This is a genomic window from Microvirga sp. BF8, assembly GCF_059888585.1.
Genome location: NZ_CM187619.1, coordinates 420,862 through 433,903, shown reverse-complemented (window position 1 = coordinate 433,903; position 13,042 = coordinate 420,862). Strand labels below are relative to the sequence as shown.

At 61.9% G+C, this 13,042-nt stretch carries 12 protein-coding genes and 1 tRNA gene; 3 read left to right on the top strand and 10 right to left on the bottom strand.

Features of this window, described 5'->3' with window-relative positions:
* Positions 1-16 precede the first annotated feature (16 nt).
* The 5 genes from AC522E_RS01970 to AC522E_RS01950 all read right to left on the bottom strand — a co-directional run bounded on the left by AC522E_RS01970 (position 17) and on the right by AC522E_RS01950 (position 4,964).
* Positions 17-787 (bottom strand): sensor histidine kinase, encoded by a 771-nt coding sequence (locus AC522E_RS01970; protein WP_500748731.1) that lies wholly within the window; start codon positions 785-787, stop codon positions 17-19.
* Between the two features lie 143 nt (positions 788-930).
* Positions 931-2,022 carry an ATP-dependent DNA helicase gene (locus AC522E_RS01965; protein WP_500748730.1) on the bottom strand — a complete coding sequence of 364 codons (1,092 nt, stop codon included), beginning with the start codon at positions 2,020-2,022 and terminating at the stop codon, positions 931-933.
* Complete coding sequence (locus tag AC522E_RS01960) at positions 2,019-2,885, bottom strand: DMT family transporter (protein ID WP_500748729.1); 867 nt, start codon at positions 2,883-2,885, stop codon at positions 2,019-2,021. Before AC522E_RS01960 ends, AC522E_RS01965 begins: the two co-directional genes overlap by 4 nt.
* Positions 2,886-3,420: 535 nt before the next feature.
* Positions 3,421-4,374 carry a hypothetical protein gene (locus AC522E_RS01955; protein WP_500748728.1) on the bottom strand — a complete coding sequence of 318 codons (954 nt, stop codon included), beginning with the start codon at positions 4,372-4,374 and terminating at the stop codon, positions 3,421-3,423.
* 176 nt (positions 4,375-4,550) lie between these two features.
* Positions 4,551-4,964, bottom strand: coding sequence for a PRC-barrel domain-containing protein (locus AC522E_RS01950; protein WP_500748727.1), 414 nt, complete (start codon positions 4,962-4,964; stop codon positions 4,551-4,553).
* 172 nt (positions 4,965-5,136) lie between these two features.
* Here AC522E_RS01950 and AC522E_RS01945 point away from each other — a divergent pair, with 172 nt between their 5' ends.
* Both AC522E_RS01945 and mepA read left to right on the top strand, forming a co-directional pair.
* Positions 5,137-6,294, top strand: coding sequence for an SDR family oxidoreductase (locus AC522E_RS01945; RefSeq protein WP_500748726.1), 1,158 nt, complete (start codon positions 5,137-5,139; stop codon positions 6,292-6,294).
* 101 nt (positions 6,295-6,395) lie between these two features.
* Complete coding sequence (mepA, locus tag AC522E_RS01940) at positions 6,396-7,307, top strand: penicillin-insensitive murein endopeptidase (protein WP_500748725.1); 912 nt, start codon at positions 6,396-6,398, stop codon at positions 7,305-7,307.
* 39 nt (positions 7,308-7,346) lie between these two features.
* Here the strand turns inward: mepA and msrA are convergent, their stop codons facing one another.
* Both msrA and AC522E_RS01930 read right to left on the bottom strand, forming a co-directional pair.
* Positions 7,347-8,006, bottom strand: a complete 660-nt coding sequence (gene msrA / locus AC522E_RS01935) for a peptide-methionine (S)-S-oxide reductase MsrA (RefSeq protein ID WP_500748724.1) — start codon at positions 8,004-8,006, stop codon at positions 7,347-7,349.
* Between the two features lie 94 nt (positions 8,007-8,100).
* The gene (locus AC522E_RS01930) at positions 8,101-8,421 is read right to left on the bottom strand and encodes a PetM family of cytochrome b6f complex subunit 7 (RefSeq protein ID WP_500748723.1); all 321 of its coding nucleotides are present in this window, start codon (positions 8,419-8,421) and stop codon (positions 8,101-8,103) included.
* 194 nt (positions 8,422-8,615) lie between these two features.
* Between AC522E_RS01930 and AC522E_RS01925 the strand changes: the two genes are divergently transcribed.
* Positions 8,616-8,705: transfer RNA gene (locus tag AC522E_RS01925), tRNA-Ser, on the top strand.
* 319 nt (positions 8,706-9,024) lie between these two features.
* Here the strand turns inward: AC522E_RS01925 and AC522E_RS01920 are convergent.
* From AC522E_RS01920 to AC522E_RS01910, 3 genes are all read right to left on the bottom strand, one after another.
* Positions 9,025-10,023, bottom strand: coding sequence for a Gfo/Idh/MocA family protein (locus tag AC522E_RS01920; RefSeq protein WP_500748722.1), 999 nt, complete (start codon positions 10,021-10,023; stop codon positions 9,025-9,027).
* An 87-nt stretch (positions 10,024-10,110) separates the two neighbouring features.
* A complete protein-coding gene (locus AC522E_RS01915; protein ID WP_500748721.1) occupies positions 10,111-11,718 on the bottom strand; it encodes a glycoside hydrolase family 43 protein in 1,608 nt (535 codons plus the stop codon).
* A gap of 137 nt (positions 11,719-11,855) precedes the next feature.
* Positions 11,856-12,911 (bottom strand): LacI family DNA-binding transcriptional regulator, encoded by a 1,056-nt coding sequence (locus AC522E_RS01910; RefSeq protein ID WP_500748720.1) that lies wholly within the window; start codon positions 12,909-12,911, stop codon positions 11,856-11,858.
* Positions 12,912-13,042: the final 131 nt, after the last annotated feature.

The window sequence follows — 13,042 nt, the reverse complement described above, 5'->3', positions numbered from 1 at the left end:
CTTTCCTTGCACTTGGTCATATTCGTTCCATTCTCTTGCGCGGCAGGCAGAGGGTCATCGTCGTTCCTTCGCCGGGCGCGCTCTGCACCTGAATTTGCGCACCCATCGCGTCCACCAATTGACCCACGACCCACAAGCCCACCCCGAAACCGCCGATGGTCGATCCCGCTCCGACCGCACGTTCGAACCGGCTGAAAATTCGAGCCTGATCGACAGCAGAGATGCCGATGCCCCGGTCACGCACCGTCACAAGCGTTTCATCCGGATCGGAGCGGATCATGAGATCGATTGGCCGTCCTTGGCCATACTTGACAGCATTCGAGACCAGATTGTCCAGGATCTGCTCCATTGCCAAGCGGTCGGTGCAGACCAGAAGCTCGTCCGGCGCTTCGAGGGAGAGAGACGAACCGACATAATGCGCAGCAGGCAGAGAGGCCTCCACGACCTCCCGCGCCAGTTCGGCCAGATCGAAGCTTTGAATGTCCAGGCTTCGCTTTCCGGTGGTCATGCGGGACACCTCGAGCAGAGCGGTCGCACGCCGCACATAGTGCTCCACCAGCTTCTCGAGGCGGCCCAGCCCGTGGGCAAGGTCGTCCTTCACCGGATCGGAGGTATCGACAATTCGACGCAGCCTCTGAACATGGGCGAGGATGGGGGTCATGGGGTTACGCAGCTCATGGGCGGCAACCGCGAGAAACGCGTCCCGTGCGCCGACGGCCTCGCGCAGCTCCATGACCTGTCGCTCAAGGGCCTCGATACGCGCAACCGTTTGATCGTCGGAGACCATGTGTTTCGGGATATCCTTAACGAGGCACCGTTTCCGGCCGGCGCGACCCTACGAACGACGCCCGTCTTACGGATAGAGCAAAGACGACGAAGATCAACGTCCCATTCGTAAAAGAATGGCATCGATCTCCGGGATCGGGGCCCTCATGCGACCACGGTCACCTTCTCCGCAGCGCGCGTCAGAGCCGTATAGAGCCAGCGGCTGCGATGCTCGCGAAAGGCGTAGGACTCGTCGAACAGGACGAGATCGTCCCATTGAGAGCCCTGAGCCTTGTGGACCGTGAGCGCGTATCCATAGGTGAATTCGTCGGATTCGCGGCGCAGGACGAAGGGAATCTCCTCCTCCGCCCCTTCAAAGAAGGCCTTGTGGACGGAAACCTCGACGGTCTTCCGGCGACCGTCATCGTCGGGAAGGACGTCCATGCGGATGAAGTCGTTGCGAATGCCGCGCAACGCCTGAATACTCCAGGTGCTCCCGTTCAGGACTCCCTTGGTCTTGTCGTTGCGCAGGCACACGAGCTTCTCCCCTGCCGCGGGCATCGGATCACGATATCCGTTCAGTTCACGCAGGCGCCCATTGTACAGACGCCGCGTCTTGTTGAGTCCCACCAGGATCTGGTCGGCTTCCATCACCCGTGCGGCGTCGATCTCGTGACGTCGGATGACGCGGCTCTCACCATAGGTTCCCGGCTCCAGCCTTCCGCCCTCGCGCACCTTCATCGACATATGGACGATGGGATTATCCTTCGCCTGACGATGCACTTCCGTCAGCATGACGTCAGGCTCCGCCTCCGTGAAGAAGCCTCCCCCTTTCACCGGCGGCAGCTGGGCAGGGTCTCCCAGGACGAGAACCGGCTGGCCGAAGGACAGGAGATCGCGCCCGAGCTCCTCATCCACCATCGAGCATTCGTCGATGACGATCAGATCGGCCTTGGCAGCCTGGCTTTGACGATTGAGCACGAACTGGGGACCGCCCTCATCGGACTCGCGGGAGCGATAGATCATGGAGTGGATCGTGGAGGCATCCTGGCAACCCTTGGATCGCAGCACGAGAGCGGCTTTCCCGGTATAGGCGCCGAAGGCGACGTCGCCGTCTACACTCTCCGCGATGTGCCGGGCTAGCGTCGTCTTTCCCGTCCCTGCATATCCGAAGAGACGGAACACAGGGCTGTCGCCACGCTTCAGCCACTCGGAAACAGCCTTCAACGCGGCATCCTGTTGGGGGGACCAGCTCATGCGAATTTCGCCTCACGATGCAACGAGTAAAGGATTCCCGCGATGATGCAGGCGCTGCCGACAAACACATAGGGATCGAGGGTCTCGCCATAAAGAGTCCACCCGACAAGCGCGATGAGCGGAACACGCAGGAAATCGAGGGGCACGACCATGCTGGCATCCCCATGGCGATAGGCGTTCGTCAGGCAGAAATGGGCGAGGAGTCCCCCCATGCAGATACCGACGAGGGGCAGTGCCTGGCCCGGGGCGATGCGGTTCCAGAAGCCCCAGCCGACTCCGGCGAGATTCATCGGCAGCTGCATCAGGTTCATGAAGAAAACGATAGCGAAGGTGCTTTCCGTTTCAGTCAGCCGTTTCGTCGCGAGAGCGACGAGTGCGAAGGCGACGGCCGCTGCGAGCATCGCGAGTCCTGCCGGCTCGACCGCCTCGATCCCGGGCCGCAGGATGACGAGAACGCCGATGAGACCGAGGACGACAGCTGCCAGACGCCCCTGGGTCAGCTTCTCTCCGAGGAAGGGAACCGCCAGAAGCGCCACCCACGCGGGCGCGGTGAACTCGAGCGCGAAGGCGGTTGCGAGCGGCAGGAGCGTAAGGCTGAGCGTCCACGCCGCGGTCCCCGCAAAATGCAGCACATTCCGCACCAGATGGAGAAGCAGGCGACGGGAGACCAGACTCGGACGAAGACGCGACCGGAAGGCCGCGAGAGAGAGTAGAAGCGCGACCGCCGCCCCATTCCGGATCGACAGAATCTCGAACACGGAGAAGGTCGGAGACAGCGCGCGCACGGATACAGCCGTCACAGCGAAAGAGAAAAGCGCGCCCGTCATCCAGAGAACGACGGCGAAAAGGCTGCGATGGGACACGTCGTGGCGGATCATTCGGGACGGGTGGCACAAGGAACGACAAACTGGATTAGCTCTGGAACGGCCCCTCGTGAAGGCATTTTCGCACGACCCCTCTCCCGCATTGGAGCACCTCCCCGGACCCGTATCGTCGGAATCCCGATCGCCATCCAAAGACGCGATCGCCTGCAACTCCGCCTTCAGAGATTAGACCATCCGCAGGGCTCGGTCGTGAGCCTCGGGAGGCAGCCTTTACCGGAGCAGCTGTGTCGCCGATGCCCGCGGCGAGCAAAACGATCGGCTGGTCGGTCGACGCACACGTGATTCACGACGCGCAATCGCTCGGATTCAGGCACGGAGGATGCATTTAGGAGGACGAACACGAAAAAATTTTGCGACGCGTTTCCCACCTCGTGGAAGGCTTGCGCATGTGGCGTTGCTTGCAAATGCTATGCCTGTTCGTATGGAGAGGCCACCACTCTAAATCACGCGTCGCGACGTTCGTCGAAACTCGTTTAACATATTGTTTTTAAAGGTGAATTCCAGACGCATGTTATCAGGATGATGCGCATGCGATCATCGTCGAGAACCGCTTTGGAGCGAGTATTGGGACTTGCATTCCGCCCTCTGCGCGCAAGCCCGAAAGCATCGTCTGGAGAAAAGTATCCACAGAAAATGTGCCAGTTTTACTTTCTACACTTTCCGTTAATCGGAACCCGCTTGGTATAACGACGTTGCCTTCGAAGCGTGACGGTTGCACGCGAAGGCCCTTGAAGGAGGCGGCTATGCCGACAGACGACAAGTCCAACCCGCTGACGATGTTGTTCACGGGTGACTCTGGTGCGACCAGCACCAAATCGAAGAAGAGCAGCGCTCGCCGCGGCTCTGCCAAGAAGAGCGGAACGTCCAGTGCCAAGAAGTCCGGCACCTCGACGGCCCGCAAATCCGCCGCGAAATCGGCGGGCACCTCGTCCCGCAAGAGCGGTTCGAAGACTGCTTCGCGCAGCACGGCCTCCAAGGCCGGAGCCAAGAAGACGGCCGCGAAGTCCACCTCGCGCTCGACTGCGAAGAAGGCTCCTGCCCGCTCGGCAGCGAAGTCGACCGCTCGCAGCACCGCCAAGAAGTCGGCGGCCAAGACTGCTTCGCGCAGCACGGCCTCCAAGGCCGGAGCCAAGAAGACGGCCGCGAAGTCCACCTCGCGCTCGACTGCGAAGAAGGCTCCTGCCCGCTCGGCAGCGAAGTCGACCGCTCGCAGCACCGCCAAGAAGTCGGCGGCCAAGCGCACGACGTCCGCACGTTCCACGTCGTCCCGCTCCAGCGCAGCCCGCGGCGGCGCGAAGACCTCGGCCCGTTCGGCGGCCAAGAAGACCTCCTCGCGCAGCGCGACGAAGGCTCCTTCGAGGACCTCGGCCAAGAAGTCCTCGGCGTCGAAGTCGCGTAGCTCCGGCAAGTCGCCGGCCCGCGCTGCCGCTGCGACGAGCCGCACGTCCTCGACCAAGCGGTCGAGCACCGTGGGCGCGAAGCGCTCGTCGACCTCCCGCAGCCGTTCGACGAAGTCGAAGCGCTAGGGCTGGTCAGGCATTTGCAGCGGATGGTGGGCGTTCCGCCACCCGGTGCATCGGCAAAAAATCGCCCGGCGAAAGCCGGGCGATTGTCGTTTGGAGCCGCCTTTCAGGATTGTCACCTTCAGCGACCCGTGCTCAGCGGATCGCTCTCACCCCAGTAGGGCGTGGCATTGTAATAGCGGTGAACGTGCTCCTCCCACTCGCGGTCGTAGGAAGCATCGTGCCCCTCCGCCGTGCGGCGCGGAGCTCCACGCAGCTGATCCTCCGTCAGGTTCAGCTCATAGGCATCCAGCTCCGTGTTGTAGGTGAGGACGCCCCACGGGAGCGTGTAGTATTCTTCGCCGAGCCCCATGAAACCACCGAAGCTCATGACCGCGTAGGCCACCTTGCCGGAACGCTTGTCGATCATAACCCGCTCGATCGTGCCCACCTTCTCGCCGTCGGACCGGCGGACGGGCGTGCCCTCGACCTTGTCGCTGGCGATCAAGGCATGGGTTTCTCGCACCTCGCCGCCGGTCTGTGCTGTCGTCTGCATCGCTTTCTCCCTCTATCCGTGACTGGCATGGCAACGCCCGGGCGAAAAAGCCGGTTCCCGCATGATCTCGCCGGAAGCCGACTGACTGCGTCCGGGTCGGGAGGCGGAACCCCCCTATCCTCGTCACGTTGATCCGTTTTGCAGGAATCCGCCGAGGACGAAGGAGCGCCAGATGAAGGTCCAGCAGAAGCCGGTCGAAGAGCAAGTCATCGTGATCACCGGCGCGTCGAGCGGCATCGGCCTCGCAACGGCCAGGCTCTTCGCAACCCGGGGCGCCAAGGGCCTCGTGCTTGTCGCTCGCAACGAACAAGCTCTGCAGCGGGTCGCTCGGGAACTGAGCAGTCGCGGCACGCGCGCCATCGCCGTGCCGGCGGACGTAAGCAAGCGCGAGGAGCTGGAACACGTCGCACGGACGGCTGTTGAGACATTTGGCGGGTTCGATACATGGGTGAACGATGCCGCCGTCGCTCTCTATGGAGCGTTGGATCGGATCCCTCTGCAGGACCAGCGACAGCTCTTCGAGGTGAACTATTGGGGTCTGGTGAACGGCTCCCTGATCGCCGCGAGGCACCTGCGTAACCGCGGCGGTACGATCATCAATATCGGAAGCGTGCTCTCCGAACGGGCGATCATGCTCCAGACCCAGTACTCAGCCTCCAAGCACGCTGTGAAAGGCTTCACCGATGGACTTCGCATGGAACTGGAGAGCGAAGGGACGCCGGTCCGGGTTACCCTGATCAAGCCATCCTCCATTGATACCCCCTATGTGGAGCACGCCCGAAACTACCTTGATGCGGAAGCGGCTATTCCTCCGCCCACCTATGATCCCAACCTCGTCGCGAAGGCCATCGTGTTTGCGGCCGGGCACTCGAGGCGCGAAATCACCGTTGGCTTCGGGGGATGGGTCATTGGCGCCATGGGCAAGGTCGCGCCGCGACTGCTCGACAAAGCCATGGAATGGTCCGGATATGCCACCCAGACGACGAACCATCCTGAGCGTCCCGGAATGAGAGATAACCTCTATCGTGCACGTGAGGACGGCGACGTCTATTCCTCGCTGCCGCACGAGCCGCGTAAGACGAGCATGCTGCTCGAGGCACAGATTCACCCGTTCGCCACGGTCGCCGTCCTTGCCGGCGTTGCTGCCGCGATCGCAGCCCTCGTCGTCCCCTCCGTGGGCTCCTACCGGCGCATGCCCCGGCGTCGCCCATTGCCGCGCTATCGGTCCGTGAATCGAAGCGCCGGAAATGGCCATGACAGGCCTGTTGTCGGGCCTGGCCACCTGTCCCAGCGGACAGGTGCGAGCGCCCGCCCGCAGCCTCGGCATTGATCGTGATTTCAGGGACGGAAAGGAACGTTCGCCAGCCGCCCCGCATCTCGGACAGGCAGGCGAGCGTTCCGAAGACTGCCATGACGCGCTAGCCTCTCCGCATGATCGTGATTCGAACCATTCTCCTGGGTCTTGCAATTCTCACGTCCTGCGGCGTCGCCGCGCAGGAGAAGGGGACGCTTGACCCCAGACCGTTGCCCCCTCTGTCTCACCCGGATGACCCATCCATCGCCGCGAAGGAACTGTTCGGACGCCGAGACAAGCCGGCGTCCCTGCCCCCCCGCTCCATTGGCGGTTACGCTCGCGGTTGCGTCGCGGGAGCCGTCGCCATCCCGACCGATGGAGAGACATGGCAGGTGATGCGCCTTTCGCGCAATCGCAACTGGGGGCATCCGGATCTGGTCGCCTTCCTTCGACGGCTGTCGGCAAAAGTCCCGAACGTGAATGGCTGGCCAGGATTGCTGATCGGGGATATCTCGCAACCGCGCGGCGGGCCCATGATAACCGGACACGCATCCCACCAGATCGGGCTTGACGCCGATCTGTGGCTGACGCCGATGCCGTCACATCGCCTCACCCGGGAGGAGCGGGAGCAGATGTCCGCCACGAACGTCGTGCGCCCCGATGGCCTCGATATCGATCCCCAAAGCTGGACGCCACAGCATACAGCGCTTCTGCGCACTGCAGCGACGGAACGCGGCGTTGCTCGCATCTTCGTCAATCCGGCCATCAAGAAAGCGCTCTGCCGCGAGGCAGGGCAGGATCGGACATGGCTTAGAAAGATCAGGCCGATGTGGGGGCACAACTACCACTTCCATGTCCGCCTCTCGTGCCCGGACGCGGATGGGGGGTGCGCCGATCAGGACCCACCCCCTCAGGGCGATGGCTGCGGAGCGGAGCTGGCCTTATGGTTCACGCCGGACATGCTGCATCCCAAGCCCGGAAAGCCGCGCCCACCTCTTACCCTGGCCCAGCTCCCGGCCGAATGCCGCCGCGTTCTAGCGGCGCCGTGATCCAGGCGGAAGCCGAGACAAAAGGCAGAGCGCGGGCTGTCACGCGGCGGTGACGCCCGTCCCGATCTGGCAGGTCACGCCGGTTCCCCCCAGGCCGCAATAGCCGTTGGGATTCTTCGCGAGGTACTGCTGATGATAATCCTCGGCGAAATAGAACGGCCCGGCATCGAGAATTTCCGTCGTGATCGTGTCATAGCCGCGGCTGGCGAGCGCTTCCGCGTAGGCCCGTCGAGACTCTTCGGCGGCCTGACGCTGCTTCTCGTCGAAGACATAAATACCGGATCGATATTGGGTGCCGACATCGTTCCCCTGGCGCATGCCCTGGGTCGGATCATGGCTCTCCCAGAACGTCTTCAGAAGCGCCTCGTAGGAGATCTTCCGGGGGTCGAAGACGACGAGCACGACCTCGTTATGGCCTGTCTGTCCGGTACAGACCTCTTCGTAGGTGGGATTGGGCGTCACACCGGCGGCGTAGCCGGCGGCGGTGATCCAGATCCCGTCGCCCAACTGCCAGAATTTCCGCTCTGCGCCCCAGAAGCAGCCAAGGCCGAAAACGGCTTTTTCAAAGCCATCCGGGTAAGGCGGCTTGAGCGGGCGGCCATTGATGAAATGGGTCTCTGCTGTCGGCAGGGGCGATGGCCTGCCGGGAAGAGCTTCGGAGGTGGTTGGAAGATCGAGTCGCTTGCGGAAACCGAACATGGCGGGCCCTTTCGTTTTCCTTCATGTAGTCACATCCGGCCAAGGCGCGAGAGCCACTCCGGTCACCATACCGTGAAAGACTCCAGAGCGCCGTTCAGCGGCCGGCCAGATAGCCAATGGGCTCCATCGACTTCTGCCCGATCCAGAGCAGGAACGCGCCGATGAGGAAAGCGGTGACCGAGGCCGGCAACTGGAGAACATGGACGAAGAGCGAGTCCCAGAGCCAGGGGGACAAGCGGGCGACAACCTTGGACTGAAGGCCCGGGACGCCGCCAGGAACAAGGCCGATAAGGCTGTCGACCGATGTGAACGATATCACATTGTTGACAATCGAGCGGGTTCCGTCGATCACGAGGCCGACGAAACCTGCTGCAACCAGCAGCAAGCCGAACATACGCGCCAGAAACTTCAGCAAGTGCCCTCTCCGATTGAAGGGTGATTTTAGAGCATCCTGACGAGAAGGCAAAGGCTCGTCCGGCGATCCTGCAACTTGGACCTTGCCTTTTGCACCCGTTTGGAGCTACACGGTCGCCCTCCGCCAAATCGCGGAGCCCGTCGATCTGCGCTCCGTCGAAGCGCCGGGATGGATGAGGAAGCCTCAGGGCATGTGGAGGGGTGGCCGAGTGGTTGAAGGCGCACGCCTGGAAAGTGTGTATACGGGAAACCGTATCGAGGGTTCGAATCCCTCTCCCTCCGCCACAATCCCGGTCAAGCTTCCATATTTCGTGCAGATTTCAGGACAGGCCTGAAGCAACGCCTCCACTTTGGAGCAAAGTGCACGAGATCCTCGGTTGTATCGGGCTCCGGACGATTGAGGCGTCGTACGCTGCCATGCCGATCACGACCCTGCCTGACCGGAGCGTCAGATCTCGGCTGTCGAGACGGCCCGCCCCTCTGACATCAAGAGCCGACAAACAGCGCGCGAACGGCTCCCCGGCCCTGAACGGCGTCCACTCCGGTGTCCTTCGGAAGGATCGGTCAGCTTCGCCCGCATAACGCCGTCACGGTTGAGCGCTCGCTAGATCAGCTCCCAAGCTGCCGTTTTTGCGGAGCGTCGCAAGGCATCCAGGATGCGCATGTTCATAAGCGCGTCGTCGAGACCGTAACCCAGGGCTTCGGCACCGCGGACAGCACGGCTGAATGCTTCGCCCTGAAGCTGATACTGGTCCACGGTCCCGAACTCGACGGCTCGCGCCGATCGGCCGCCATGCACGCTTCCATCATCGAGGAGGATACGGGTCGGCTGATCAGGTGGGGCATTGAAAGGGATCTCCATTTCGATGCGTCCCTTCGTCCCGAGAATCTGCACCCGCTGATGAGGCACAAGCTGGGTTGAGACCGTGAAGGTGAGTTGCCGGTGCGCGCCGAAATCCATGAGCGCGCTGGTCGTACGGTCAATCTCCAGGGCAGGATCGGGATCAACCAGCGCGATTGCGCGGACCGGCTCGGCCTCGAAAAAATAGCGCCCGGCCACCACCGCATAGCAGCCGATATCGAGCAGGCCGCCACCGCCGATATCCACTTGGTTCCGGATGTTGGACGGATCCGCATTGAAGTAAGAGAAGAACACCTGGATCACCCGCGCCTCGCCAATTGCTCCTTGCCGGATCAGATCCCGCGCGTACAGCCATTGCGGGTGGTGGCGGACCATGAAGGCCTCGGCGATGAGGACCCGGGACGAGACCCCCTTAAGCTGCTCCGCCTCCTGAGCCGTGATCGCCATAGGCTTCTCGCACAGCACATGCTTCCCTGCCGCGGCAGCCTTGAGGGCAAGCGGAACGTGCAGGTGATTGGGAAGAGGATTGTAGATGGCTTCGACATCGGGGTCGGCAAGCAGCGCCTCGTAGGAACCATACGCCCTGGGAATGCCAAGCTCCTGGGCCAGTGCCCGTGCGGACGCCTCATTCCGCGACGCTACGGCCGTGATGGCGCATAGCGGGCTTTTCATCATTCCCGGAATAACCTTCGTCCTGCCGATCCTGGCTGTGCTCAAAATACCCCAACGAACCGGCTGCATGTGGTTCTCCTGAAACTATGCACTCAATTGAGCGGCATGTCCTTTGCCCTGCAACGCCGCAGGACACTTTCGTTTGCCGATGATCTCCTACCTGGTGGGATTGGCGGCACGGTAAACGAAATAATCGAAATCCGCCGGCAGGGCGCGGCCTGTCAGATCGTGTGCGGCCATTCCGACGAAGGCACCGGTAAAGGATCCATGAGCCCCCGGGCCTGCCTCATCCGACAGGATGCTCGCATCGAGGACAGGTCCGATAGGCGTCCAGTCCACGCCATCCACGGACCACCTGAACTGAAGTTCCGCCAAGCGGACATCGACGCCTAGATGGATGGAGCCATGCGCAGGGAGCGGCAGATCGCTGTCGAGCATATAAGTCATCAACGCATCTGGATGATCCCCCAGACACGAGATGACCTGCAGCACACGCCTCCCCTCATCGTCGGCGGACACTGCGAGATAGTGAAATCGCGCGCGGTCGTAGTAGCAGATCAGCCCGGCCAGTTGCTGATAGGTTTCGGGCTTGAAGTCCACCACTGTCTCGGCCGAATAGCTCCATTCGGTCTGGCGGCGGGCGACAAGCGCTTGCTCGAACCAGCTTCCAATCGACTCGCGCCCGTATAGCCGCAAATGGCCTGCCCTGGCCTTCAGCGAGAACAGGCGGTCCCGATCGGGTGTGCGCAGCCACTGGAAGACCGACGGCAATCTCTCATCGTCGAAATCGTGGCGCTCAGGTTCGGGCGGGAACGGGTGCGGCGGGAGACCGGGCCCCTCGACCTCGACAGCCGGAATCTGCCCCCCGTGCGCAAGATAGAGCCAATTGTCCTCTCCCCATACCACCCGCTGAATGGCTGTTTCCCGACCCAACGGCGAACGCCGTGTTCCGGGCAGGGGTCGGCTGCAGAGATGGGTGTGAAAAACCTCGCCGTTGGGTGTCTCCACGTAAATGCCGTGACCTGCCCTCTGGAGCGGAGCATCCGGCGCATCCTTGCTGGTCAGGAGATGGGTGTTCGGATGAAGCTCGTAAGGTCCATCGATGTTCCTGGAACGCGCCATCGTAACGGCATGATTGTAGGAGGTCCCGCCCTCGGCCACGGTCAGGTAGTACCAATCGTTGCGCTTCCAGAGATGGGGTCCCTCGACAAGCCCGAGCGGACTTCCCTTGAAGATGTTCGTGATCGGACCCACAAGTCGCCGCTCGGCAGGCGAGTATTCCTGCAGGAGAATACCGTCAAACGAACTGCGGCGTCGGCGGTGGTCCCAAACCATGTTGACGAACCACTTCCGACCATCCTTATCGTGGAACAAGGAAGGGTCGAAGCCAGACGAATTCATATGGATCGGATCTGACCAGGGTCCATCGATGGACGGCGCTGTCACGAGATAATTGTGAGTGTCCTTGAAGTTGCCGAGACGCCGCTTGACGTCCGTATAGATCAGCCAGAACAGCCCATCCGCATAGGTCAGAGCCGGCGCCCAGACGCCGCAACTGTCGGGATTGCCGCGCATATCGAGTTGGGATTGACGGTCGAGGGGACGACAGGCGAGCCGCCAGTTCACGAGATCGCGCGAGTGATGGATCTGAACGCCCGGATACCACTCGAAGGTCGATGTGGCGATGTAATAGTCCTTCCCAGCCCTGCAGATCGCAGGATCAGGGTTAAACCCGGGCAGTATCGGGTTGCGAATGGTCGTCATGAGCGTTTCCAGTGGTTGCGTTCGATCGGCAAAAACGTGGCAAGGCTACCTGCGCGGGAGGAATTCGAGAGACGCGACCGCAGCGACAAGGCCGAGCCACCCAGAGATGAAGCGGTCGCAATCCAAGGACGTGCCGGTCACTTCGCTTTCCGGCCTTTCCTCATCGCCGGACCCGTCGTGCCGCGCTCAAGCAGTTGCAACGGCAGCTGGATCTCCCAGTCCGTCGGATCCATTTCTCCCTTAAGCATCCTCAAGAGAATGCCTGCCCCGGTGCGCCCGAGTTCGTGCAACGGCTGTCGGAAGGTGGTGAGAGTCGGTTCAGTATAGTCGGCGAACTCGATGCCATCGAAGCCGATGACGGACACATCATCGGGAACCCGGATCCCGGCAGATCTCACCGTCTTGATGAATCCGATCGCGCTCTCATCGCAAGTCGCGAAAACTCCCGTAGGACGCTTCTTCAAGCGGAGAAAGGCTTCCGCGGCAGCAACCCCGGTCGCGAACATGAAAGGCCCTTCCCATCGCGTGAAGTCCTTCTGGCTGAGCCCGGCGGCAGCGACGCCCTCCTTGAATCCCGAGAAGCGTTCCGCCTCGATGAATGTGCCGGGAGTGCCTGAGATATAGCCGAAATTGCGATGTCCGAGTTGCGCCAGATATTCCACCGCTCTGCGCGAGGCCTCGCGGTCCTGTACCGTCACATTGGGAATTCCGGCGCCCGGGATCGCCGAACACAAGGCTACAATGGGGAGCCCGGCTTCGCCCATACTACGCCCGTCCTTTTCCGGAATGCGTCCATTCATCAGAAGTACGCCGTCGACCTGCCGCGAGAGCACGAGGTCTACATACCGAGACTCACGCTCGATCAGATTGTCCAGATTGCCGACGATGATCCCGTAGCCCTTCTGCGTCAGTTCGTCGTCCACTCCACGCAGCACTTGCGCGAAGACCGGATTGGTCAGTCTCGGAGCAACGACCAGCACGGTCATGGTGCGCCGCGTGCGCAAATTCCGGGCCGTGCTGTTGGGCGTGTAGCCACTTCGCCGCACGGCTTCCATCACAAGATCGAGTGTTTCTGGCCGGACCTGATCTGGATTCGCCAGTACCCGGCTGACCGAAGCTGTCGAAACCCCAGCGAGCCGCGCCACGTCGGCGATGCGCATGTCTTTGACCGCGCGCCAGTGCCTACGGCTCATCGTTCCCACCTACAATGATCGCACATGGTAATCCCTTCTGTCATCGCGGCCATCTTATTACGTAAAAATTATGCTTGACTTACCTTGCAGTCGATTTCAACCTGCAAAAAGCAAGTTGTAATCGATTACAG

Bases quoted from the DNA above. Each gene is read 5' to 3' on its own strand.
- msrA (WP_500748724.1), bottom strand. From the start codon at position 8,006: ATGTTCGGTTTCCGCAAGCGACTCGATCTTCCAACCACCTCCGAAGCT.
- AC522E_RS01945 (WP_500748726.1), top strand. From the start codon at position 5,137: ATGAAGGTCCAGCAGAAGCCGGTCGAAGAGCAAGTCATCGTGATCACC.
- mepA (WP_500748725.1), top strand. From the start codon at position 6,396: ATGATCGTGATTCGAACCATTCTCCTGGGTCTTGCAATTCTCACGTCC.
- AC522E_RS01950 (WP_500748727.1), bottom strand. From the start codon at position 4,964: ATGCAGACGACAGCACAGACCGGCGGCGAGGTGCGAGAAACCCATGCC.
- AC522E_RS01915 (WP_500748721.1), bottom strand. From the start codon at position 11,718: ATGACGACCATTCGCAACCCGATACTGCCCGGGTTTAACCCTGATCCT.
- AC522E_RS01920 (WP_500748722.1), bottom strand. From the start codon at position 10,023: ATGCAGCCGGTTCGTTGGGGTATTTTGAGCACAGCCAGGATCGGCAGG.
- AC522E_RS01970 (WP_500748731.1), bottom strand. From the start codon at position 787: ATGGTCTCCGACGATCAAACGGTTGCGCGTATCGAGGCCCTTGAGCGA.
- AC522E_RS01965 (WP_500748730.1), bottom strand. From the start codon at position 2,022: ATGAGCTGGTCCCCCCAACAGGATGCCGCGTTGAAGGCTGTTTCCGAG.
- AC522E_RS01910 (WP_500748720.1), bottom strand. From the start codon at position 12,911: ATGAGCCGTAGGCACTGGCGCGCGGTCAAAGACATGCGCATCGCCGAC.